22 protein-coding genes and 1 tRNA gene are annotated in these 21,835 nt (G+C 68.6%); 18 read left to right on the plus strand and 5 right to left on the minus strand.

The genetic code is table 11. The features are described 5' to 3' along the window. Positions 1-251 precede the first annotated feature (251 nt). The gene (locus AB0H37_RS22305; RefSeq protein WP_360614829.1) at positions 252-1,979 is read left to right on the plus strand and encodes an ATP-binding protein; all 1,728 of its coding nucleotides are present in this window, start codon (positions 252-254) and stop codon (positions 1,977-1,979) included. A 63-nt stretch (positions 1,980-2,042) separates the two neighbouring features. Here the strand turns inward: AB0H37_RS22305 and AB0H37_RS22310 are convergent, their stop codons facing one another. Together AB0H37_RS22310 and AB0H37_RS22315 are read right to left on the minus strand one after the other, a co-directional pair. Then, positions 2,043-2,672: a 2'-5' RNA ligase family protein gene (locus AB0H37_RS22310; RefSeq protein WP_360614830.1), complete on the minus strand. Its 630-nt coding sequence runs from the start codon at positions 2,670-2,672 to the stop codon at positions 2,043-2,045. After that, positions 2,669-4,039: a helix-turn-helix domain-containing protein gene (locus tag AB0H37_RS22315; RefSeq protein WP_360614832.1), complete on the minus strand. Its 1,371-nt coding sequence runs from the start codon at positions 4,037-4,039 to the stop codon at positions 2,669-2,671. The genes AB0H37_RS22310 and AB0H37_RS22315 overlap by 4 nt, the downstream gene beginning before the upstream one ends. 428 nt (positions 4,040-4,467) lie before the next feature. On the opposite strand from AB0H37_RS22315, the gene AB0H37_RS22320 reads away from it, so the two are divergent. The 11 genes from AB0H37_RS22320 (at position 4,468) to AB0H37_RS22370 (ending at position 12,355) form a co-directional block, all read left to right on the plus strand. Next, positions 4,468-4,857 (plus strand): hypothetical protein, encoded by a 390-nt coding sequence (locus AB0H37_RS22320; RefSeq protein ID WP_360614834.1) that lies wholly within the window; start codon positions 4,468-4,470, stop codon positions 4,855-4,857. Continuing rightward, positions 4,857-5,090 (plus strand): hypothetical protein, encoded by a 234-nt coding sequence (locus AB0H37_RS22325; RefSeq protein WP_360614836.1) that lies wholly within the window; start codon positions 4,857-4,859, stop codon positions 5,088-5,090. Before AB0H37_RS22320 ends, AB0H37_RS22325 begins: the two co-directional genes overlap by 1 nt. Next, positions 5,078-5,503 carry a hypothetical protein gene (locus tag AB0H37_RS22330; protein ID WP_360614838.1) on the plus strand — a complete coding sequence of 142 codons (426 nt, stop codon included), beginning with the start codon at positions 5,078-5,080 and terminating at the stop codon, positions 5,501-5,503. The genes AB0H37_RS22325 and AB0H37_RS22330 overlap by 13 nt, the downstream gene beginning before the upstream one ends. Before the next feature lie 198 nt (positions 5,504-5,701). Next, complete coding sequence (locus AB0H37_RS22335; protein ID WP_360614840.1) at positions 5,702-6,391, plus strand: GntR family transcriptional regulator; 690 nt, start codon at positions 5,702-5,704, stop codon at positions 6,389-6,391. Between the two features lie 138 nt (positions 6,392-6,529). Next, a complete protein-coding gene (locus AB0H37_RS22340; RefSeq protein WP_360614842.1) occupies positions 6,530-6,955 on the plus strand; it encodes a plasmid replication, integration and excision activator in 426 nt (141 codons plus the stop codon). Beyond that, entirely contained in the window at positions 6,955-7,233 is a 279-nt protein-coding gene (locus tag AB0H37_RS22345) for a hypothetical protein (protein ID WP_360614844.1), read from the plus strand. The genes AB0H37_RS22340 and AB0H37_RS22345 overlap by 1 nt, the downstream gene beginning before the upstream one ends. Next, positions 7,233-7,538 carry a hypothetical protein gene (locus AB0H37_RS22350; protein ID WP_360614846.1) on the plus strand — a complete coding sequence of 102 codons (306 nt, stop codon included), beginning with the start codon at positions 7,233-7,235 and terminating at the stop codon, positions 7,536-7,538. Before AB0H37_RS22345 ends, AB0H37_RS22350 begins: the two co-directional genes overlap by 1 nt. A gap of 89 nt (positions 7,539-7,627) precedes the next feature. Continuing rightward, on the plus strand, positions 7,628-9,094 hold the full coding sequence (locus AB0H37_RS22355; protein WP_360614848.1) for an FtsK/SpoIIIE domain-containing protein: 1,467 nt from the start codon (positions 7,628-7,630) through the stop codon (positions 9,092-9,094). Further along, complete coding sequence (locus AB0H37_RS22360; RefSeq protein ID WP_360614850.1) at positions 9,091-10,785, plus strand: replication initiator; 1,695 nt, start codon at positions 9,091-9,093, stop codon at positions 10,783-10,785. Before AB0H37_RS22355 ends, AB0H37_RS22360 begins: the two co-directional genes overlap by 4 nt. After that, positions 10,782-10,979: a helix-turn-helix domain-containing protein gene (locus tag AB0H37_RS22365; protein ID WP_360614852.1), complete on the plus strand. Its 198-nt coding sequence runs from the start codon at positions 10,782-10,784 to the stop codon at positions 10,977-10,979. Before AB0H37_RS22360 ends, AB0H37_RS22365 begins: the two co-directional genes overlap by 4 nt. Beyond that, on the plus strand, positions 10,976-12,355 hold the full coding sequence (locus AB0H37_RS22370) for a tyrosine-type recombinase/integrase (protein WP_360614854.1): 1,380 nt from the start codon (positions 10,976-10,978) through the stop codon (positions 12,353-12,355). The genes AB0H37_RS22365 and AB0H37_RS22370 overlap by 4 nt, the downstream gene beginning before the upstream one ends. A 204-nt stretch (positions 12,356-12,559) precedes the next feature. Here AB0H37_RS22370 and AB0H37_RS22375 read toward each other — a convergent pair. Further along, a tRNA-Arg gene (locus AB0H37_RS22375) sits at positions 12,560-12,636 on the minus strand. Between the two features lie 105 nt (positions 12,637-12,741). On the opposite strand from AB0H37_RS22375, the gene AB0H37_RS22380 reads away from it, so the two are divergent. The 5 genes from AB0H37_RS22380 to AB0H37_RS22400 all read left to right on the plus strand — a co-directional run bounded on the left by AB0H37_RS22380 (position 12,742) and on the right by AB0H37_RS22400 (position 17,305). Beyond that, positions 12,742-13,530 carry an aminoglycoside phosphotransferase family protein gene (locus AB0H37_RS22380; protein WP_179836823.1) on the plus strand — a complete coding sequence of 263 codons (789 nt, stop codon included), beginning with the start codon at positions 12,742-12,744 and terminating at the stop codon, positions 13,528-13,530. Further along, positions 13,505-14,410: a cobalamin biosynthesis protein gene (locus AB0H37_RS22385; protein ID WP_360614856.1), complete on the plus strand. Its 906-nt coding sequence runs from the start codon at positions 13,505-13,507 to the stop codon at positions 14,408-14,410. The genes AB0H37_RS22380 and AB0H37_RS22385 overlap by 26 nt, the downstream gene beginning before the upstream one ends. Continuing rightward, entirely contained in the window at positions 14,407-15,918 is a 1,512-nt protein-coding gene (locus AB0H37_RS22390) for a cobyric acid synthase (RefSeq protein WP_360614858.1), read from the plus strand. The genes AB0H37_RS22385 and AB0H37_RS22390 overlap by 4 nt, the downstream gene beginning before the upstream one ends. A 51-nt stretch (positions 15,919-15,969) precedes the next feature. Further along, complete coding sequence (locus AB0H37_RS22395) at positions 15,970-16,602, plus strand: DUF1444 family protein (RefSeq protein ID WP_229810777.1); 633 nt, start codon at positions 15,970-15,972, stop codon at positions 16,600-16,602. 64 nt (positions 16,603-16,666) lie between these two features. Continuing rightward, complete coding sequence (locus AB0H37_RS22400) at positions 16,667-17,305, plus strand: LysE family translocator (protein WP_329087062.1); 639 nt, start codon at positions 16,667-16,669, stop codon at positions 17,303-17,305. A gap of 41 nt (positions 17,306-17,346) precedes the next feature. Here the strand turns inward: AB0H37_RS22400 and AB0H37_RS22405 are convergent, their stop codons facing one another. Next, positions 17,347-19,047: a serine/threonine-protein kinase gene (locus AB0H37_RS22405; RefSeq protein WP_360614861.1), complete on the minus strand. Its 1,701-nt coding sequence runs from the start codon at positions 19,045-19,047 to the stop codon at positions 17,347-17,349. Positions 19,048-19,161: 114 nt separating this feature from the next. On the opposite strand from AB0H37_RS22405, the gene AB0H37_RS22410 reads away from it, so the two are divergent. After that, complete coding sequence (locus tag AB0H37_RS22410) at positions 19,162-20,112, plus strand: alpha/beta hydrolase (RefSeq protein ID WP_360614863.1); 951 nt, start codon at positions 19,162-19,164, stop codon at positions 20,110-20,112. A 12-nt stretch (positions 20,113-20,124) separates the two neighbouring features. Here AB0H37_RS22410 and AB0H37_RS22415 read toward each other — a convergent pair whose 3' ends face one another. Further along, entirely contained in the window at positions 20,125-21,825 is a 1,701-nt protein-coding gene (locus AB0H37_RS22415; RefSeq protein ID WP_360614865.1) for a serine/threonine-protein kinase, read from the minus strand. Between the last annotated feature and the right edge of the window lie 10 nt (positions 21,826-21,835).

The raw sequence follows: 21,835 nt of genomic DNA on the forward strand, positions 1-21,835 counted from the left end.
CGCCGGCGGCTGACGGACGGGGGCGGCGGTGGCACGATCGCGGCCCGGCGCGGCCGTCCGGTGACCGGCGCCCACGCCGCACGCTCCGGGCGGCCAGGCGCGGGGCCGCGCAGCGGCCCAAGCGCCGCCGCCCCTTGATCCAAAACAGCCTAATTCGGCAAGGTTCTCACTGCGTTTCGCTGTGCGTCAAACAACGCTATTCTGAGACCTTTCCCGCGAGTCGCGACCCGCTGTGTCAGGGTGGCGCATAGATGAAAGGAATCAAGGACGTTATGGGTTCCAAAATTGCCATCACAAAGCTCTATTTCAACAATGGTGATATTGTCGATATCCCTCAAGATGGCGTTACCGTGTTCGTGGGCCCCAATAATTCAGGGAAGTCGTTTTCGCTTTTTAATATTATCAATTCTGCTCGTGGTGTTAATTTCTATTATGGAAAGAGTGAGCCTATTGTTAAAGACGTCGAAATAAGTAAGTCACCGGAGGATGTGAGGCCCTTTCTGGCCTGGTTGGAAGACTCCGGATGGAGGCCGATAAGAAACTCGTCAGGAGAGGCGGTGTATGGCGCCTCTGGCAATAATGGAGGGGTTCGGGAAACTTATATTAGCCACTCGTGGCAAGCGGCGGCCAAGTTGGGTGATCTAGCGCAGTTCATTCTCAGATATGAGAACACTCAAGGGCGACTTAGTCTAATTAGCGGGGAGCAAATGATTGATCCAATGACGTCTGTTCCCGGCGGGCCTGTGCAACTAATGGCATCGGATTCGAAGTTTACGGCAAAGCTTTCAGCTATGACATTGCGAGCTTTCGGTGATGAGGTATGCATCAACACTGTCGTTCCGACTCTGGAATTGCGTCTAGGGAAGGTGGAACCATACTTTGAGGAGGGACAGATACCTCTTGAAGTTCACAAGCAATATGACGCCCTTCCGCTTGTGCGTGAGCAGGGGGATGGCTTGCGCAGCTTTATTGGCCTGCTGCTCAGTACTGTCGTCCGTCCACTCCCGATTACCGTAATAGATGAGCCGGAGGCATTTCTTCATCCCTCTCAAGCTCGCCGTCTTGGCAGGATATTGGTCGACGAGACGCCTGTAAATTCTCAATTGATTGTAGCGACACATAGTCAGGATCTGCTTCAAGGGATTCTCGAAGCCACCAACAGATCTGTTTCAATTATAAGACTCACACGTGACGAGCATAGGGGGTTCCGTCACGACGTTCTGGATGCTAACCGTATCTCCGAAATTTGGAAGAACCCGCTACTTAAATACTCGTCCATAATAGACGGACTCTTTCACCATGGCGTTGTGATTGCGGAAGGAGATTCTGACTGTCGTTTCTATACTGCAACGCTCGATAAGATGTCAGATGTGGATCGGGATCTAGATCTGCTCTTTGCGCACCTAGGAGGGAAAGGGCGCATATATAAGGGAATCTCAGAACTTAGAGGGCTGAAGGTTAGAGTGGCGGCGATCGCAGATCTGGATCTTCTTAATCAGCGGGGGCTGCTGCGGAGGACCATCGATGCCGCTGGCGGATCTTGGATGGAAATAGAAAAAGATCATGAAGTGCTGAGCCGATCGGTACTGCGGCTGTCCCCGGAAGCGCCGAAAGTTTCAGATGTTATACAAACAATAGATTCGATGGAAGTCGATGGCTCCGGTGAAGCTGTTCTGACCAATCAAGAGATCGACCGAATTAAGGCGAGCCTGCGAGGCGTGAGTGCCTGGGGCATACTAAAGAAAGAAGGGCTGGATTGCCTGGATGTGGAGGGCAAGACTGTAGGAGAAAGAATTGTTCGTGAATTGGAGAAGTGTGGAGTATTCTTGGTTCCTCAAGGAGAACTGGAATCATGGCTACCCTTGAAGGTTAGTAAGGAAAATTGGCTATCGCATGTATTTGAGAACGGACTGCATGAAGTCCCTTCTGGGCCGCTAGCCGATTTTCTGATGCGGGTCGTACGTTATTTCGACACCTAAGAGAGCAGCCAAGGTTGGCAATCTCAAAGCGTTCGGGACGATTCGCGCCTTGGAGTGTTATTGTCAACGGCCGAGGAGAGGAACTCGACCTACGGGTTGCCAGTTCCAGAGGCGTTCGGAGCCCCTCTGGTCAACGAGAGTCACCTCCTTGATCGCGAACTCCTGGGTTGGGAAGTCGCGACCCAGCGTGGTGATGAGCGGTCCAGCCGGTTGTTCTGTCTCGCTGTAGGCAAGCGTCATGTGTGGGGTCCATTGGGCGGGACCCTCGGTGAGTCCTTCGCGTCCGGTCGCTTTGTGCATCGCCATCTGGACGGCGTTGCGGATATGCCTCAAGGGGTCTGTGGGCTCGACCGCGACGGCGATTGCCTCGGGGTGGTAAAGGATGCGGCTGAGCGTCACTGGGACGGGCGGGAGCGCGGCGAGTAGCTCGGATGCGGCGGCGAGCATCTCTTGTCGCTGATCGAGGGTGATCTCGTCGGTGGGGCCGACAACGAGAGTGGTGATGTGGAGCCACTCGGTTGGGGTCATGTGGAGGCCGTGGAAGCCTGCGAGTCGCTTCTGGGCGGTGTGTGCCAGGTCGCGGGCCTCGGGGTGGTTGCCTACGAGGATGTGCCAATAGAGGGTGCCCTGTCCGGGGCCGGGTTCCTGGCGGTTCTGCCAGCGGTTGATCATGCGTGTGGGCAGGGGGCTCATGAGCGCTCCATGTGGGGGTCGTCGGTGAGGGCGGCGGCGTTGAAGTCGCGGATTTGCGCTCTGAGCTGGACGGCTAGAGAGGTGTCTAGGTAGCGGGGGTGGCTGAGTCGGCGGTCGAGGTCGGCGACGTAGCGCGTGACGGTGGTCAGGCGCATGCCGGGGTCGAGCGTGAGCAGCTCGGCGAGTTGTTCGGCGGTGCCTTCAAGGTCGCCCTTGAGTAGGTGCGCTACTCCGGTGCCAACGCGGATCTGTGCCCAGATAGCTGGGGCGACGGGTGCGCCTGCTGCCCATGCGGTGTCGGCCATTTTGGCGGCTTGGAGGGCTCCGTCCGGGTCGCCTGTTCGGGTGGCCACCGCGAGCGCGAAGAGGGCGCGGCGCTCTGTGGGGAATGACCAGACTGAGCGGTCGGTGGGGCTGTCGTGGATGGTCTCGGCGGACTGCTCGGCTCGCTTGACGGCCTGGCGGGCTCTGGTCTGGTCTCCGAGGAGGGCGGCGGCGTTGGCCTCGTACCAGGCGAGTTGCGTCTTCATCGGTGTGTGCGGGCTGGCTTCGTAGCCTTGCCGGGCGAAGTCGGCCGCTTCGATGAGGCGGTCTTGCCATCGGGCCGTTTTGGCTTGGGCGTACCAGGCGAACGCCTCGTTGGTTTCGGCTTCTCGGGCGAGCATGAGGGCGGCAGTTGCGTACTGTTCGGCGTGGTGGTCGAGGTTGACGTCACCGAGGATCACGGCTGCGTGTGCGAGGAGATCGGCGTCAATGCGTAGTAGCTCGCGGGTGTGGCGGGGGCGGGCCCGGCTGCTTTCCAACAGGTCTTGTGTGCGGCGGTGAAGGCGAAGCACCTGGGATAGCAGGCTTTTCGCAGGGACCTGGGTGTGTGCGCTGGCGAGTGACGTGGTTGAGCGGGCAAGGCTCTCGATCGTCTCGTCTGCCGTGTCGCTCACCGTCAGCCATCGCGTCAGCCGGGAGAGGTCCATCGGGTCGGACGGGTCGGCTCCGGCCGGTCTGGGTTCGGTGCGCACGATCCCCGTGCGGGCCTTGGGCTCGGGAGTTCTGGGGGCCGGGACGCCGGGCCGGGTTCGTGGTGCGAGACCGAGAGCCATGCGGGCCGCGTCGGGCATCTGGAGGCCGTCGGCGATGCGCTCGAACACGTCCAGCTCGGTGACGCGGCGCCCGCCCTCCTTCATGTGCTCGCTGACCCTGCCCTGGGTCAAGCCGCAAGCGATGGCGATCTGGGTCTGAGTCGCGCCTGCGTACTGGCGCAGGATGTGGAAGACGGTCCCGATGTCGCGGGCAGTCAGGGCCTGGGTCATCTGCGGGCGTTCCCACAGTTCATCGGGGATGACGATCGGGTCTGATGCCCGTTTCGGCATGCCGTCTCCCCTCCGTGTGACCAGACCTTGCCGAGCGTATATCCCGCTGTGAGATACCGCCTGGGGATGGGCCGGGGCCGGGGCTGTGGCGGATCGTGTGCGGCATGACGCAGCAGCAAGATGCGGGCAATCCGGACTGCGGGTCCTGTGGTGGTCGGGGGTGGAAGTTCGTTCACCCTCGGCGGGCGGTCCTGGTGGGGCTGCCGGGTGGGTCCGGGCCGCCGGTGGACCGCAAGCCGTGTCGATGGTGCGTGCCGGTGCGTGAGGAGCGCGCGGCGTAGTCCAGAAAGCTGCGGGGCCGGCGGCGGTCAGGCGGATAAGGGTGTGATCGCCCGGCGCGGTGCGGTCGTGCCTGCCGGGGGGTGGCGGTGCGCCCCTGGGTCGTCGTTCGCCGGTCCCGCTCTCTTCTTCCTGTGGAGGTGGTGGCTGTGGGTGATGAGGTAAGGACGTGGGCGGCTGACGTAGTGCGGCAGTCGGCTGCTGTGGCGCTGGTGGCCGACCTGGAGCGGCGGCGCCTGGCGGCCGAGGTGATGGACCACGGCGCGGTGCGGGCGCGCAACCCGGCCGGTGAACCTGACATGAATGATCCGCGGGCGCGGGCGCTGAGTCCGGGACTGCGGCAGGAGGTGGTGTGCCGCACTCACCGGGGCGCGTTGTGGTGGTGGTGGGTCTGGTCGGGGCCGGACCGCCGTGCGCTCTCGGAGTTGGAGCCGCTGTGCCCGGCGGCCGACATCGCGTTCGCGGGTGAGCGGATCGCGCGGGTGCTGGCCGTCCCCTTCGCCAGCTCGCCGGATGAGGCGTCGGGCGGGTGCCAGTGATGGGCGTGTCATGGGTGGCGGCGGCGTCGATGTCGCCCGAGATCAGTCGGCGGCCGGTAGCGGCGCAGATCGAACGAGAGTTCTCCGGGGTGGTGGCCTGGTATGGCACCGCCACCGAAGCATGGTGGGCCATGGTCCGGGTCCGCGGTGGGCTGCGCCTGGTGGAGGCCGCGGGTCCGAGCGAGTTGCGGGAAGCGATCGTCAACGCGCGGGGCTGGTCGTGGCCGAGGTGACGAGCGGGCAGGGCGGTGGCGGGCCGCATGCGGTGGGGCACGACCGGATCGGGCTTGAATGCCCGGTCACGTGCCTGGGGGTGTGGACGGTCGGTGACTTGCTGGCCCTGCTGGTGGAGGCTCGGCGGGTGTCCGGGCTGCCTGCTGCTCCCGTCGATGGCACCTTTGGCACGCACAGGCATGAAGGCGGGCGGCTGTCTCGGGCATGTCCGCTGGCGTGCTTGCAGTTGTCGACCAGGGGCCGCAACGCCCTGCGCAACGATCGGAACTGCACCGCCAAGACGGTGGGCGACCTGCTGGACCTGCTGTGGTCGCGTGACCTGCACGAGGTGCGATTGATGGGCGCGCGAGGAGTCGGCGAGGTGCATGCGGCGCTGCTGGCGGCGGGGTTCTCGGTGCCAAAGCTGGGGTGAGCTTTCCCAGCGGTCCGCATCCCTGCTGTTGCGGGGGCGCGGCGCGATTAGTGCGGGTCGGAGCGACCCGGTAGCCGTGACGTAAGCGCGCAGGGGCGCTACTGTGCGGTGAAGTGCGCTTATGCGGTCAAGCACCAGAGTCGTCAGGTGGTCGTCATGTCGGGTTTGGAGTTCGAGCCCCCCAAGTACGCGCGGGTGGTGCTGGAGTTGCGCCGCCGGATCGAGAACGGGGACTACGCCCCCGGCGCCATGCTGCCCTCGGAATCTCAGCTCGTGCGGGAGTTCGCGGTGGGGCGTACCACGGTGGTGCGGGCGCTCCAGATGCTCCAGCAGGACGGATGGATCATCCGCGAGCACGGGCGCGGCTCGTACGTCAAAGGCCGGCCCTCGTCGTCGGCGCGGCCTGCTCGTCCGGGCCTGGCGGTGCTGGACCAACCCGAAACCGCGGCTGGGGTCACGCTGGTCGACGTCGGATCGGTGCATGCGCCTACTGCGGTCGCCGGCCTGCTAGGCGGGGACGGTGGGCGTGTGGTGGCGCGGCGGTTGGTGACGGTCCGGGACGGGATCGCCTCGGAGGTGGTGACGTGCTGGTTCCCGCAAGAGCTGGTGTACGGCACCGACCTGGACAAGGATGCGGCGCTTCCGGTCGGTCTGCGGGCACACCTGCGCACGGTCAAGGGCCTGCGCATCGATCACATCTCCGAGCGGATGACCGCGCGCCTTCCCGCAGGGGACGAACCCCGCCTCTTGCAGATCAAGAAGTCTGAGCCGGTGCTGTCGGTGCTGGCCGGGCTGCATGACGCCTCGGACGCGGTGCGGTTCGTCGCCGAGGTCGTGATGCCCGGATCCCTGCATGAGCTGGAAGACGTCTACAGCGTCCCCGAATGACCCAACCTCCCTGACCTGCCAATACTCGCTATGTGATGCAGGTCACTCTCCTCTAAGGTTGTCCGGTCGAGTGGCTGAGGTACATTCAAGGTGCACTCGTCCGGACAAGCGGACGGGTGGACATCTGGAGGTACCGCAATGGCGGTAAAGGGTCCGTTCAAGGTCGCGTTCGGGGACATGTTCCCCCTGGGCGCATTCGTCAAGGGCGGTGTAGAGGCGGTCCGCGACTTCGACGCCTCCACCAAGGAGACCTTCGTCCAGGCGCGGGACAAGGACACCGGGGAACTGGTGTGGGCGGTGGAAGTGGTCGACGGTGACCCGGAGTCCAAGGGGACGTTCAAGGTGAAGCTGACCGCGCCGGTTCAGCCGATCGTTCCGGCGGCTCCGGCGGGGTTCCCCTTCGTGCCGGTGGAGTTCGAGGGGCTGGCGGTCACGCCCTACGTCAACTCCGGTACCGGACGACTGGCCTACAGCCTCAAGGCGTCGGCGGTCCTCCCGGCCAATCTCAAGGGCGGCGCGAACCGAGCCAAGGACAACGGCGCGGCCGCGAAGGATGCGGCCTGATGGCGGGCGGGCGCATGTCGGCGCTGTCCCTGCCGATCGACGCGGGGGCGTCGGTGGAGTTCAAGCCGTTCCGGGCACGTACGCCGCTGTTCACGGTCTCGGCCGGTCGGGTGCTGGTCACCCTGACCCTCCCCGAGCAGGTGAGCGCGGGTGATGTGGAGTTCGCGCGGGGCCTGGCCTCCCAGGCTGCGGCCTACGCGGTGGAGGTGGAGCGGCTGTACCGGTCCGGTCGTCGTCCCTCCTCGGGCCGGTCCTCGGGCAAGGGAAAGGCGGCGTGATGGAGACCTCCTACAGCCACACCACGGTCATGGTGGAGCCGGACGGAACGGCGGTCATCTCGGTGAGCCTCTACCCGGACGGGCGCATGGCGATGACCTGCCCGACCGGCGTGAACCGCGCGCAGCTTTGGATCTCGCACGCTCGGGCGCGGGTTCTCATCGCGCCGACCAACCCCGAGGCACCGACCGCCGAAGACGTCGAGACCGCGCGCAAACTCGCCGAGGTGTTCGCGCGGTACGCGGCCGAGGTGGAGCGGCTCCACGCCCTCAACGACGCCTCGACGCGCCGCGAGTCGGCGGCCTGAAAAGCAGGTGGGGCGGCTGGAGCTGGTACCTCCGGCCGCCCCGCTTTCCCCTCCCCGCTGAACAGCGCATAGAAGAGGTGAGACCCATCATGGCATGGGAGTTCCGCAAGCTCGGCCCTGGTGAGAACGTCGCCGTAGAGGCCCAACGCGACCCGTTCGCGGCCCCGAAGTGGGCGCCTCCGGTGTGGCACATGCCCGAAGGGCTCGTGCTACTGGTCAACATCGTCCGCGTGCTTGTCCGGACGGTCGTCTTCCTCGTCCGCAACATCGTCCCCGTCTCCGCTGCGGCCAGTCTGGGCTGGCTCGGCTACCGGTTCGGGTGGACGGTCCCCGCCGTGGTCCTGGCCCTCGTCACCCTGGGCCTGTCCGCGTGGGTTCTGGTGGACCGTCCGTCCTTTGTGCGGTGGGTGGGTCGTCCGGCTCTGGCTCGGTGGCGGCTGGTGAGGGTGTACCGGCGGTACTGGCAACCCGTCCTCATCACCGCCGGCCTGACCAAAGTCCACAAGGGCCGCGAGTACCTGCCCTCCCTTGTGCGGGTGCGCTGCGGTCCGACGTCCGACCGCGTCCTGGTGAAGATGCTCAAGGGGCAGGCCCCCGACGCCTGGGAGAACGTCACGGCCAACCTGGCGCACGGCTTCGGCGCTGCCCTGGTCCGGGTCCGGGAAGGGGACCGCCCGGGACGGGTGTGGCTGGAGTTCGTCCGACGTGACACCCTCGCCGTCCCGATTCCCGCGCTTCCCGTCCCCGACCCGTCCGCGGTGGACCTGTCGGGGGTGGAGATCGGACGGCAAGAGGACGGCTCGCCGTGGCGTCTGCGGCTCCTCGGGACGCATGTGCTGATCGCTGGGGCGACGGGTTCGGGCAAGGGGTCGGTGATCTGGTCGGCTATCCGCGCGCTGCTCCCGCTGATCCTCGCGGGCCTGGTGGAGGTCTGGGCCGTCGACCCCAAACGCATGGAACTGAGCTTTGGGCGTCCGCTGTTCGAGCGATACGGGCGCTACTCCTCCGACCCTTCCGGCGGCATGGTCGCGCTCCTGGAGGACGCGGCGGCGGACATGAACGCTCGCGCCGAACGCTTCGCCGGCGTCACCCGATCGTTCACGCCTTCGCATGAGCACCCGTTCCGGGTCATCGTGGTCGATGAACTGGCCTTCCTGACCGCGTACTGCCCGGAGCGTGATCTCCGGAAGCGGGCCGAGTCGGCCCTTGCGGTGTTGACAAGTCAGGGCCGGTCGGTGGGTTACTGCGTGATCGGGGCGCAGCAGGACGCGCGCAAAGAGGTCAATAACCTGCGCAACCTGTTCCCCGACCGGATCGCGCTGCGCCTGGACGAAGACGAGCAGGTTGACATGGTGCTGGGCGACGGGGCCCGCGACCGTGGCGCCCTGGCCGATCAGATCTCATCCATCCCACAGATCGGCGCGGGGGTTGGGTTCGTCCGGCTGGAGACCACCCCCGACCCGGTCCGCGTCCGGGCCGCCTACGTCTCCGATGACGACATCTGCTCCATGGTCGCGCTTGGCCTCCCCGACCTCGACATCGAGGGGGCGGCGTGACCCAACTGACCCTCGACGGTTCGCCCTCCGGGTCGGCTCCGGCTCCGGCTGCTCCTGCGGAGACGGGCGCGGTGGTCAAGACGCTCCCTCCGCTCGCGCGCGGGGTCCTGGAAGCGGTCGCGGTCGAACACGGCGTCTGCATCCGCCCCGTGCCCATGCGGCGCGTGGACCTCAACACCGGCGCGGCCGAAGTCGTCTACGTGCCGTGCGGTCACACCATGGCCTCGGTGTGCCCCTCGTGCGCTGAGCGGAAGCGCAAGCTCCGGGCCGTGCAGTGCTCCCAAGGCTGGCACCTCACTGAGGAGCCGGTCATCACGCGCGCCGATCCCGACGACGAGCAACGCGCCTGGATGGAACTGCGGGCGCAAGCCACGGCGGCCCGTGACAAGGCAGCCGAGGATGGGACGGCGAACGGGGAAGACGTCGGCTTCTGGGACGCGGTCGTGCGTGACCTGGACAACGAACTAGAACGCACCGGGGTCCGCGGTGCACTCAAGACCGGTGAGGACACCAAAGGCCGGCGCACTCGTTCCACGCGACGGCGGCAGGACGCCCCCGACCTTCCCCGGCGGCCGGTCGATTCCCGCACTCTCGGCAAGGTCTACCAGGGCCGCGACGGGAAGACCTTCCGGCCCTCGATCTTCCTCACGCTCACCCTGGACTCCTACGGACGGGTGCGCTCGGACGGAACACCCGTCGACCCGAACGGCTACGACTACACACGTGCCGCTCGGGACGCGCTCCACTTCTCCAAGCTGGTCGATCGGTTCGTTCAGAACCTGCGCCGCTTCGTCGGCTACGACGTCCAGTACTTCGCCACCGTCGAACCTCAACGGAGGCACGCGCCCCACCTGCACATGGCCATACGCGGAACCATCTCGCGGGCGGAACTGCGTCAGGTCGTCGCGGCCACCTATCACCAAGTGTGGTGGCCCTCCACCGATCGCGTGGTCTTCGCGGGGGCTCACCTGCCGGTCTGGGACGACGTGGCAGGTGAGGACGGCGGCGGATACCTCGATCCTGCGACGGGGGAGGTTCTCCCGACCTGGGATGACGCGCTGGACGCGCTCGGCCTGGACGAAGACGCCGAACCCCTGCACATGGTGAAGTTCGGGCGGCAGATCGACGCACAAGGCGTCATGCCCGACTCACCCCAATCCCGCAAGCTCATCGGCTACCTCACCAAATACCTCATCAAGGGCGTAGCCGAGTGCCACACCGCCGAGACTCCGGCGCAGCGTGAACACGTCGACCGGATGACTGAGGCACTCCGGTATGAGCCGTGCTCACCGACCTGCGCGAACTGGCTGCGCTACGGCATCCAGCCCAAGAATCCGCGGGAGGGCATGGCTCCGGGCTTCTGTAAGGGCAAGGCACACCGCCGGGAGCATCTCGGCTACGGCGGCCGTCGCGTCCTGGTCTCCCGCAAGTGGTCCGGCAAGACCCTCGCCGACCATAAAGCCGACCGCAAAGCGTGGGTCCTGGCACGCCTCGCTGAGGCCGGAATCTCCGTGCTGTACCCGGCCGACCCGAACGCCGTCCACGTCTGGGAACGCGCCGGGCCTGCCGATCCCGATGTGAAGCCGGCCGAAGCACGGCTCCTGCACCTGATCAACGAACGCATACAACGGCGCCGCCAACTCGACCAAGCAACCTCGTCCGATCTTCCGGCGACTCGGGAGGCAGCGTGAGCGGCAGGAAGGACGAACTTCTCACGGTTGACCAGGTGCTCGAAGCGCTCGGCGGGGTGTCCCGGCGGACGTTCTACCGCTGGCGAGAGATCGGCCGGGCCCCGGCGTCCTTCAAGCTTCCGAACGGGGAGATCCGCATCTATCGCAGCGACCTCGACGCCTGGCTCTGGTCGCTGCGTGAGGAGGCGGCGTGAACACCTCCTACAAGGTCAAGTTCTGGGAGGTCCGGCCGAACAAGGCGGGGCCGAGGTCGAGTAAGCCGGGCAAGGTCATCTCGTTCACCGCGCGTTGGACGGTCGGTGGTCGCGAGAAGTCCCGGACTTTCGAACGCTCTTCCCAGGCGAAGAGCTTTCTGTCTGACCTGCGGCAGGCTGCCAAGAACGGTGAGGCGTTCGATACGGACACGGGTCTTCCGCTGTCCATGCTCAAGGCGGTGACAGCGAGCACGTGGCTGGAGTTCGCACGGGCATACGTCACGGCGCGTTGGCCCCATGCGGCGGCGAAATCCCGCGAGGGACTCACCGACACCATGACCGCTGTGACGCTCGTGTTCGTCCGGGACAAGCCGGGACGTCCTGACGCATCCGTTCTGCGGGCGCTTCTTCGGCAATTCGTCTTCGTCCCGGATGACCGCCGTCCTGAGATGTCGCCTGACCTGGCCGTTGCGCTGCGGTGGCTGGAGTCGGCGTCCATGCCGATCACGAACTTGGACGAACCGCGGTTGGTGCGGGCAGCGTTGGAGGTTCTCGCGCTCCAGCTCGACGGGCAGCCGGCGGCGTCTTCGACCTTCCGGCGCAAGCGGGCGGTGTTCAAGCATGCGCTCGGCTACGCGGTCGAACTGGGGGACCTGGCGGCGAATCCTCTCGATCGGGTGAAGTGGCGTCCGCCGAAGCAGAACGGGGCCGTTGACCGGCGCGTCGTCGTGAACTCGGCTCAAGCTCGGGAGCTACTGACGGCGGTGTCTTATGTTGGCCGGTCGCGTGGGCCCCGGCTGCGGGCGATGTTCGCGTGCATGTACTTCGCCGGTCTTCGTCCGGCTGAGGCGGCGGGCCTTCGGCGGCAGGACTGCGAACTTCCGGCAACCGGCTGGGGCCTGATCACGCTCAAGAAGACCCGGCCCCAGGCCAACAAGCGCTACACCGACTCGGGGGAGACCTTCGATGATCGGGGCCTCAAGCATCGGGAGGACGCCATGGTCCGGCCGGTCCCGATTCCTCCTGAGCTGGTGGCGATCCTCCGGGAACACCTCGACGTCTTCGGGACGGCCGAAGATGGGCGGCTGTTCGTCACAAGCGGCGGGCAGTCGTTCTCGGGCTCGGCCTACGCGCAGGTGTGGAAGCGGGCTCGCGCCCTGGCGCTGACTCCCGATCAGGTCGAATCGCCGTTGGCGGCCCGGCCGTATGACCTGCGGCATGCGGCGGTGTCGCTGTGGCTGAACGCGGGTGTCCATGCGCCCGAAGCGGCCGAACGCGCTGGGCACGGGGTCGACGTGATGCTGCGTGTTTACGCTAAGTGCATAGACGGGCAACGGGACGTCGCAAACCAGCGTATCGAGGACGCGTTGGCGTGATCGGCGACCACGGTGGAGAGGCTCCGGAGCGTTCCGGGGCCTCTCTTCGCGTCCGGGCTGACCTGGGGAAACGCGGCCCGGGTCATTCCGCGTATATTCCGGGAACAGTGCCGTGCGGCTGCGTTCGGTGGCATCTGGCTGCATCCGGCGCGGCAACGGCGAGAGGCGTTCTCGCAGGTCAGCGCATAGATGACCTGGTGGTGATGGCGCGCCCGGCAGGATTCGAACCCGCGACCGTCGGATTAGAAGTCCGATGCTCTGTCCAGCTGAGCTACGGGCGCTCGGCGCCCGGCGGGACGCCGGGACACAGTGTAAGGGTGCGCGTCGTCCGTCTCCACATCCATTACGTCCTTACCGCTGGGGCGGGGGTTCTATCTTGGGGTGCTGTGGCGGTGAACTTTGAGGTGCCGCTCTCCGGTGGGGACGTGTCGGAGGGTGTGGTGCGGGTCGGGGAGACGGTACGGCGGCCGCTGCGGGCGCACAGTCCGGCGGTCCACGGGTTGCTGCGGCATCTGGAGGCCGTGGGGTTCGAGGCGCCGCGGGTGCTGGGGGTCGATGAGCTGGGGCGGGAGGTGCTCAGCTGGGTGCCGGGGGAGGTGCCGCATCGGCCGTTGGAGGCCGATGTCGTCTCGGAGGACGTGCTGCGGGGCGTGGGGCGGCTGCTCAGGCGGTACCACGACGCGGTCGCTTCGTATGAGGCGCCGGTGGGGGCGCCGTGGGACGCGGAGACGTCCAATGTGGACGGGGAGCCCGAGGTCATCGGGCATTGCGATGTGACGCCGCAGAACGTCGTCTTTCGGGGTGGGCGGCCGGTCGCTCTGATCGACTTTGACCTCGCGCGGCCCACCACGCGGGTGTTCGACGTGGTCACCGCGTTGCGGCACTGGGGGCCCATCGAGGATCCGGCCGATCGGGACGCCGTGCTCTACGGGGCGGACGTGGGGCGGCGGATGCGGGTCTTCTGTGATGCCTACGGGTTGGACCGGGAGCGGCGGCGGGAGGTGCTGCCGGCGGCGCGGGTGAGGTTCGAGCGGTCCTATCGGGCGATGCGGGGGAGGGCCGAAGGCGGTGGGGGATGGGCGCGGATCTGGCAGGGGGGCGCCGGGCCCCGGATACGGCGGGCCCAGGATTGGCTGGAGCGGCACTGGGATGAGCTCGATGCGCGTCTCTGGTGAGGGGTTGGTTCTCGGGGTCGCGCTGGACGCTGTTCTCGGGGACCCGAAGCGGTGGCATCCCGTGGCCGGGTTCGGCCGGGTGGCGTCGGCGGCGGAGCGTCATGTGTACGGGGATTCGCGCGCAAGGGGCGTGGTCTATGTCGCGGCTTTGGTGGGAGGTGCCGGGGTCGCGGGGGTTGTACTTGAGCGGGTGAGCCGGCGGCCTCTCGTGCATTGTCTTGTCACCGCCGGGGTCACCTGGGCCGTGCTCGGCGGGACGTCTTTGGGGCGTGAAGGGCTCTACATGGCGCGGGTGCTGGAGCGGGGAGACGTGGGGGCGGCCAGAAAGCGGCTTTCGCATCTGTGCGCGCGGGATCCGCGGGGGCTGGACGCGCGGGATCTGAGCCGCGCGGTGGTGGAGTCGGTGGCCGAGAACACGTCGGACGCGTCCATCGCGCCTTTGGTGTGGGGAGCGGTGGCGGGGATTCCGGGGCTGCTCATGTATCGGGCCGTGAACACGCTTGACGCGATGGTCGGGTATCGGAATCCGAGGTACGAGCGGTTCGGGTGGGCGGCGGCGAGGCTCGATGATGTGGCGAACTGGGTTCCGGCGAGGGTCACCGGGGGATTGGTCGCTCTTTGCTCGGGGCGGGAGGCCTGGCGCGTTCTGAGGAGGGACGGGGCGAAGCATCCGAGTCCCAATGCCGGACGGTGCGAGGCCGCTTTCGCCGGGGCGCTCGGGGTGAGGCTGGGCGGGGTCAACGCCTACGGCGGACGGGTCGAGCGGCGGCCCGAGATGGGGGACGGCCGGGCGCCCGAGGTCAGGGACATCCGGAGGGCCGTCCGGCTCTCGGCGGCGGTGACGTTCGCGGCGGCGGCCGTGGTCTGGAGTGTGCGGTGAGCGGGCTTCTGGTGGCGGGGACCACCTCGGACGCGGGGAAGAGCGTCGTCACGGCGGGGCTGTGCCGGTGGCTGGCCCGGCAGGGGGTGAAGGTCGCGCCGTTCAAGGCCCAGAACATGTCGCTGAACTCGATGGTGACGAGCGACGGGGCGGAGATCGGGCGGGCGCAGTACATGCAGGCGCAGGCCGCGGGGGTGGAGCCCGCGGCGCTGATGAATCCGGTGCTGCTCAAGCCGGGAAGCGACCGCAGGAGCCAGGTCGTGGTGCTGGGAAGGCCCGTGGCGGAGGTCGACGCCCTGCAGTACGGGGCGCACAAGGAATGGCTCAAGGGCGTCGTGCTGGAGAGCCTTGAGGAGCTGCGTGCCGAGTACGACGTCGTGGTGTGCGAGGGCGCCGGGAGTCCCGCCGAGATCAACCTGCGGGGCGGCGACATCGTGAACATGGGGCTGGCGCGGGCCGCCGACCTGCCGGTGGTGGTGGTCGGCGACATCGACCGGGGCGGTGTCTTCGCGTCGCTCTACGGGACGGTCGCGTTGCTGGAGCCGGCGGACCAGGCGCTGATCGCCGGGTTCGTCATCAACAAGTTCCGGGGGGCGGAGGAACTGCTGGCGCCGGGGCTGGAGCAGCTCGCGATGCTCACAGGGCGGCCGACGCTGGGGGTGCTGCCCTGGAAACTCGGCCTGTATCTCGATTCCGAGGACACCCTGGCTTTGGACGCGCCGAGGCCCGACGCGAAAGGGCCCTGCGGGAGGCAGACACTGCGCATCGCCGTCGTCCGGTTCCCGCGCATCTCCAATTTCACGGACATGGACGCTCTGGCCTGCGAGCCCGGCGTCGTCGTTCGGTACGCGGCGAGTGCCGGCGATCTGGCCGAGGCGGATCTGGTGGTGCTTCCGGGGACCCGGGCCACGGTCGCCGACCTGGCGTGGCTTCGCGACCGGGGAATGGCAGAGGAGATCCGGAGAAGAGCCGAAGAGGGACGGCCCGTCCTCGGGATCTGCGGCGGTTACCAGATGCTCGCCGAGGAGATCGTGGACGATGTCGAGTCCAAGGAGGGGAGAGCGAAGGGGCTCGGCCTCCTTCCCGCGAGAGTCGAATTCAAGAAGGAGAAGACCCTCGGGCGGCCTACAGGGAGCGCCTATGGGGAAACTGTGCACGCCTACGAAATCCATCACGGCGTGGTGACCGTGGAAGGGGAGCCCTTCCTCGACGGGTGCCGGAAAGGCGCCGTGTGGGGGACGACCTGGCACGGTGCGATGGAGAACGACGGCTTCCGGAGGGCATTCCTCGCGGACGTCGCCCGGACGGCGAAACGGGAGTTCGTCACGGCCCCGGACGTGTCGTTCGAGGCGCTGAGGGAGGCGACCCTGGACGCGCTCGGCGACCTCGTTGAGGAGCACATGGACACCGAGGCCGTGTGGCGGCTCATCGAGGGCGGCGCGCCGGGGGGCCTGCCCGTCGTCCCGCCCGGCGGAGCCCCGACGCCGCCCTCCGCGGCGGTAAGGTGATCCACTCGTGAAGACAGGCGCACGCAGGCCGAGCACCAGGAGGAACGTCCCGTGACCGACCCGCGGTCCAAGCTGATCGTCCCGCTGATGAAGGCGCGGGTGCCGGCCGAGGTCCAGTTGGAGTTCCCGCTCCCGGCGGACGAGGAGCCGATCCGCGACCCGTTCGCCGCCGACCTGTACGTCACCTACGCGGTGGAGATCGCCGACGAGGGCGCGCCGTCCGGCCGCCGCTACGAGCACGTGGCGCGCCGGCACTGCGCGGACCTCGGGGTCACGCAGGGCGAGCTGCGCCGCCACGCGGTGATCAACCTGCGCGACCTGCGTCCCGAGCTGAGCCTCAGCTGGTACCCGGACGTGCGCGCCGTGACGGTGTCGCTGGGCGCGTCCGCGCACGGCGGGGGCCTGGAGTCGGGCCTGCTGCTGGACGAGGGGTTCCTGGAGAAGCTGGCGCAGGACGTGGACGGCGACCTCGTCGTCGCGGCGCCCGCGCGGGACGTGTTCGTCGCGTCCGGCACCGGTCACCCGGACGGCGTCGACAAGCTCCGCTGGGCGGTCGCGCAGGTGTGGGCCGAGGACCGCGGGGACGACGGCGTCGACCCGGTGTGGGACGTCCCCGTCGGAAGCCTGCTCACGCACAACCTCCTGGTCCGCCGCGGCGGCGCCTGGGACGTCCTCACCACCTGAGCCGCGTCTCGGCCCCCGAAAAATCGAGTGGGCCGCCCTGCCCGGAATGCGTACTCTGCGGGTCATGGTGTCGAGTCATCAGCTTCTGGCGTTCTCCGCGATGGCGCTGGCGATCATCTTGATCCCCGGGCCGTCCGTCCTGTTCGTCGTCGGCCGCGCGCTGGCGCACGGGCGGCGCACCGCGCTCGCGGGAGTGGTCGGCGGGGTGCTCGCCGCCCTGGTGCTGACCGCGGCGGTCGCGGTGGGCATCGGATCGGTCGTGGAACGCTCCGTCGTCGTGTTCACCGCCCTGAAGATCGTGGGCGCGGTCTACATCGTCTACCTCGGGGTGCAGGCCATCCGGCACCGGCGCTCGCTCCAGGAGGCGATCGCCGGGAGCGAGGCGGAGCGCGGCGGGGGCCGGGCGCTGCTGCAGGGCTTCTTCGTGGGCATCACCAATCCGAAGACGACCGTGTTCTTCGCGGCCGTCCTGCCGCAGTTCGTGGTGCGCGAGAACGGCCACGTCGAGCTCCAGATGATGGTGTTCGGTGTGATCTTCGCGGTGATCGCGCTCTGCTGCGACAGCGTGTGGGGGATCGCGGCGGGGACGGCCCGCGACTGGTTCGCCCGCTCGCCGCGCCGCCTCGCGGCGATCGGCGGCACCGGCGGCCTGATGATGATCGGTCTCGGCGTCACCGTCGCGGCGACGGGCCGCAAGGACTGAGCCAGACCCCTGTCCTGCCCGCCGGGACGGTGGGAGCCGTCTCAGACCTCGCAGAGCGTGAAGTCGTCGAAGACCGCCTGCGGCCATCCGGTGGCGCCCTCGGAGCGGACGACGAGCAGGCCGCTGTGACCGGGAACAGTGCTCGGCGGTGTGGCGGCGGACGAGGCGACCGGCTTTCCGTTCACCCACATCGCGAGGTCGATGTTGCCGTCCTCGCGCTTCACGCAAGCGGCCTGGAGGCGATTGCCGTCGCGAAGCCTGGGCACCGTGCCGGTCGTCACGGTCTGCGCGCTCCAGGTGGACAGCTTGGCGATGCGCGCGCGCCCGTCCGAGCGGAGGAGGAACGCGTAGCCGAAGCCTCCGTGGCAGTACACCCCAGACTCGCCGTAGGCGTCCTTCGGCGTGACCTCGGCCTCGATGAGCTGGGAGTCGGGGATTCGGCTCACCGGTGCGTCGACGGTCGTGCGCGCGGCCTTCGGAAGGACGTGGATCTCGTACTTCTTGTCACGGTAGGCCGCGTCGAAGACCGGGGTGACCGCCGTCTTCCAGCCGGAGTCCGCGTCGTTGAACCGGTCGCTGAAGATCTTGTCCTTGACCTCCGGCGGTTCGTCACCGGGGACGGCGTCCGTGCTGGGCCCCGAGGCGTCCGGGGAGTCGTCGTCGCCCGGGACGTTGAGGGAGCCGAGCACGGCGGCGACGGCCAGGACCGCGATGCCGACGGCGGCGCGCACGCCGCTGGTGCGGTACGGGAACGGCTTCTTCGCCGGAGCCGCCGGCGTCCGCGCGCCGATCGGACGCGTCGGCGGCACGGAGTCGACGCTCGTCAGAGGTGCGGGCGCGGGCGCCCGCACCGGGGCGGACTTCGGTGCCGGGGCGGGCGCGGGCGCCGGTTCAGGTGGGGGCGGCGTGACCGGGGGCGGAGTCGCGGGCGGCTCGTCCTGGCCGGTCAGCGCCTGGATCAGCTGCCTCACCGTCGGACGTTCGGCGGGCTCCTTGGCCAGCGACCGGGTCACCAGATCGCGGACGGCCGGGTCGAGGCCGTCCAGGTCGGGGTCGGCGGACGTCACCCGGCTGATGACCTCCGGGAGCGTCCCGCCGCCGAACGGGGCGCGGCCGGTTCCCGCGTAGGCGACGACGCAGCCCCAGGAGAACACGTCGGCGGCCGGTGTGATCTCCCGCTCGTGCATCAGTTCGGGCGCGATGTAGGCGGGCGTGCCCACGAACTGGCCGGTCCTGGTCGGGCCGTCGGTGGCGTCCAGCGCGCGGGCGATGCCGAAGTCGATCACGCGCGGCCCGGTCGGGGAGAGCAGCACGTTGGACGGCTTGAGATCGCGGTGCACGATCCCGGCGCCGTGGATCGCGCCCAGCGCCGTCGCGATGTTGACCGCGAGGGCCTCCAGGTCCCCGCCGCGCAGCGGGCCGTTCGCCTTGACGGCCTCCTCGACGGACGGCCCGTTGACGTACTCGGTCACCACGTACAGCGGGTCGCCGTCGAGGCGGGCGTCCAGGACGGCGGCCGTGCAGAACCGGCTGACCTGCCGCGCGGCCGTCACCTCGCTGCGGAACCTGTCGTGGAACGCCTCGTCGTCGGCCAGCTCCGCGTTGATGACCTTGACCGCGACCCGCCGTCCCGACTCGTCCTCGCCGAGGTAGACGGTGCCCATGCCGCCCCGGCCCAGCCGGGCGGTGAGCACGTACGGGCCGAGCAGCCGCGGGTCTCGGTCGCGGAGGGGCGCCTGCATGGCTCGACTCCCGGGGGGTGGCGGTGTGCTGTGATTCAGTCTGTCGTACGGTCAGTCCCTTTGACGCCCGATCATGGGGCATCAGTTCACCGGACAGCGGGAGGAAAAGTGGACGTGACGGCGGACGTGCTCGGCCCCGGGTACGAGGCGATCGAGCTGCCGATGGGCCGGGACGCCGAGGGCGAGGTCGTGGCGACGCTCGTGCGGCGCCGCGGCGGCGGCGACCCGTCCCGGCGGGCGGTGCTCTACCTGCACGGGTTCGTCGACTACTTCTTCCAGCGGCACCTCGCCGACTTCTACGTCGAGCTCGGCTTCGACTTCTACGCGCTCGATCTGCGCAAGTACGGGCGCTCGCTGCGTCCGCATCAGACCCCGAACTACGTCGAGAGCCTCGCGGACTACTTCCCGGAGATCGACGAGGCGGTGCGGATCGTCCGGGACGTGGACGGGCACGACACGCTCCTGCTGAACGGACACTCGACCGGCGGCCTGGTCGCCGCCCTGTGGGCCGACGGGGCCAGGGGCAAGGGCCTGGTGGACGGCGTGTTCCTCAACAGTCCGTTCCTGGACATCGCAGAGCCGCTGGTGATGCGCAAGGTCGGCGCCGGGCTGGCGCGGGCGCTGCGCCCCCGGTTCCCCAAGGCGAAACTGCCCGCGGGCGTGTCCGACCGGTACCCGCGCAGCATCCACCGCGACCACGAGGGCGAGTGGGAGTTCGACCTCGCCTGGAAGCCGCTCGCCGGGTTCCCGGTGCGGGCGGCGTGGCTGGCGGCAGTCCGCCGGGGTCAGCTGCGCCTGCACCGCGGCCTGGACGTCGACGTCCCGGTGCTGGTCATGGCGTCGACGCGCAGCGTCCGCCCGACCCGCAGGGTGCTGGACGTGACGGGCGCCGACGCCGTCCTGGACGTGGAGCACATGGCGAGGTGGGCGCCGCGGATCGGACGCCACGTCACGCTCGTGCGGATCGACGGCGGCCTGCACGACCTGGTGCTGTCCGCCGAACCGGCCCGCACGCAGGTCTTCGCGGAGCTGACCCGCTGGACGAACGGCTACCTGCCCGGCTGACCGGCCCCCGGCCTAACCGAGGATCTTCGACAGGTCGAAGTCGTCGAAGTCGACGATGATCTGCTGCGCGGCGTTGCCGCCCCGCTCGACCTGCAGACCGGCCTTGCCGTTGCCGAGCGGCTGGTCGGTGTCGGTCGCGTCGATGACCTGGTGGCCGTTCACCCAGAGCCGCAGCCGCACCTGCTTGCCCTCGTCGCCGCTCTCGCAGGCGATCTGGAGCTGGTTGGACTCACCCTCGGCGAAGCCGGGGACCGAGTCGGGGTTGTCCAGCTCCTTGGTCCCGCGATCCTTGGTGACCTTGCGGAGCACCGCGCCCTTGCCGTCGTTGCGGATCAGGAAGCTGTACTCGTTGTTGCCGTTGTCGGACGAGCGGCAGGTGAGGCCGTACCTGCCGTCGGGGGAGCCCTGGGCGACCCTTGCGCCGACCGTGGCCAGCATCGGGTCGGGGGCGAACTCGTCCTTGGGCACGTCGCGTCCCGTGGAGCCGGTGCTCCCCTCGGTCTGCAGCCGGTAGGCGCCGTTCGTGTAGGTGTACTGGCCGGTGAAGGAGCCCCAGCCGGAGCTGTCGCTGGAGAAGTCGTCGCTGAACGTCGTGGCGAGGTCGCCGGGCGGGCCGTCCGGGCGCAGCGCGAGGAACCCGACGACGGCGAGCACGGCGAGGACGGCCACGACGGCGCCCCCGATGATCAGCGGGCGCCGGGTCGACCCGCCGCCGCCCGGCCGGGCGGCGGGCCGCGCGTCCTGGCGGGTGGCGCCGGGCGGCGCGGACGGCGGGGTCGGCTGCTGGAAGGCGGCCTGGGCCGTCCGCTGGACGGTCGGCTCGCTCGCGGGCCCGTGCCAGCTCGCCTGGACGGTCTCGGCGAGCCTCGCCGGGTCGGCCTGGCCGTTGCCGACGAGCCGGCCGAGCAGGTCCTGGACGGTCGGCCGCCGGCGCGGGTCCTTGTCGAGCGCGGCGGCGACGACGTCGCGCAGGCCGGGGTCGAGCCCGTCCAGCTTCGGTTCCTCGTGCACGACGCGGTAGAAGATCTCCGGAACCGTGTTGCCCGCGAAGGGGGGACGGCCCGTCCCGGCGTAGGCGACGACGCAGCCCCACGAGAACACGTCGGAGGCCGACGAGACCTGCTCGCCGCGCAGCAGCTCGGGCGGCAGGTAGTTCGGGGTCCCGACGAACTGGCCGGTGCGGGTCGGGCCGTCGGCGGCGTCGAGGGCGCGGGCGATGCCGAAGTCGATGACGCGGGGGCCGGTGGAGGACAGCAGGACGTTGGCGGGCTTGAGGTCGCGGTGCACGATCCCGGCGCCGTGGATGGCGGCGAGCGCGGTGGCGACGCCGACCGCGAGACCCTCCAGGTCGGAACCGGGCAGCGGGCCGCGCTCGGCGACGGCGCTCTCCAGGCTCGGGCCCTCGATGTACTCGGTGACCACCCACAGGGGGTCGGTGTCCAGCTCGGCGTCCATCACGGGCGCGGTGCAGAACCGGCGGACCTGCCGCGCGGCGGTCACCTCGCGCCGGAACCGCTCCCGGAACGTGCCCTCGCCGGCGAGCTCCCGGTTGATCATTTTCACGGCGACGCGGCGCCCGGCGCGGTCCTCGCCGAGGTAGACCGTCCCCATGCCGCCCCGGCCGAGCCGCCCGACGAGCCTGTAGGGGCCGAGCTCTCCTGGGTCGTCGGGGCGCAGGGTCTCCCCGTTCTCTCCTGCGTGCGTGGTCATCATGATCCTGAGG

Origin of the sequence: Actinomadura sp. NPDC023710 (assembly GCF_040639875.1) — a bacterium.
In the GTDB taxonomy this organism is placed as follows: domain Bacteria; phylum Actinomycetota; class Actinomycetes; order Streptosporangiales; family Streptosporangiaceae; genus Spirillospora; species Spirillospora citrea.

Bases quoted from the DNA above. Each gene is read 5' to 3' on its own strand.
- AB0H37_RS22305 (WP_360614829.1), top strand. From the start codon at position 252: ATGAAAGGAATCAAGGACGTTATGGGTTCCAAAATTGCCATCACAAAG.
- AB0H37_RS22310 (WP_360614830.1), bottom strand. From the start codon at position 2,672: ATGAGCCCCCTGCCCACACGCATGATCAACCGCTGGCAGAACCGCCAG.
- AB0H37_RS22315 (WP_360614832.1), bottom strand. From the start codon at position 4,039: ATGCCGAAACGGGCATCAGACCCGATCGTCATCCCCGATGAACTGTGG.
- AB0H37_RS22325 (WP_360614836.1), top strand. From the start codon at position 4,857: ATGGGCGTGTCATGGGTGGCGGCGGCGTCGATGTCGCCCGAGATCAGT.
- AB0H37_RS22340 (WP_360614842.1), top strand. From the start codon at position 6,530: ATGGCGGTAAAGGGTCCGTTCAAGGTCGCGTTCGGGGACATGTTCCCC.
- AB0H37_RS22345 (WP_360614844.1), top strand. From the start codon at position 6,955: ATGGCGGGCGGGCGCATGTCGGCGCTGTCCCTGCCGATCGACGCGGGG.
- AB0H37_RS22350 (WP_360614846.1), top strand. From the start codon at position 7,233: ATGGAGACCTCCTACAGCCACACCACGGTCATGGTGGAGCCGGACGGA.
- AB0H37_RS22355 (WP_360614848.1), top strand. From the start codon at position 7,628: ATGGCATGGGAGTTCCGCAAGCTCGGCCCTGGTGAGAACGTCGCCGTA.
- AB0H37_RS22385 (WP_360614856.1), top strand. From the start codon at position 13,505: ATGAGCTCGATGCGCGTCTCTGGTGAGGGGTTGGTTCTCGGGGTCGCG.
- AB0H37_RS22400 (WP_329087062.1), top strand. From the start codon at position 16,667: ATGGTGTCGAGTCATCAGCTTCTGGCGTTCTCCGCGATGGCGCTGGCG.
- AB0H37_RS22405 (WP_360614861.1), bottom strand. From the start codon at position 19,047: ATGCAGGCGCCCCTCCGCGACCGAGACCCGCGGCTGCTCGGCCCGTAC.
- AB0H37_RS22415 (WP_360614865.1), bottom strand. From the start codon at position 21,825: ATGATGACCACGCACGCAGGAGAGAACGGGGAGACCCTGCGCCCCGAC.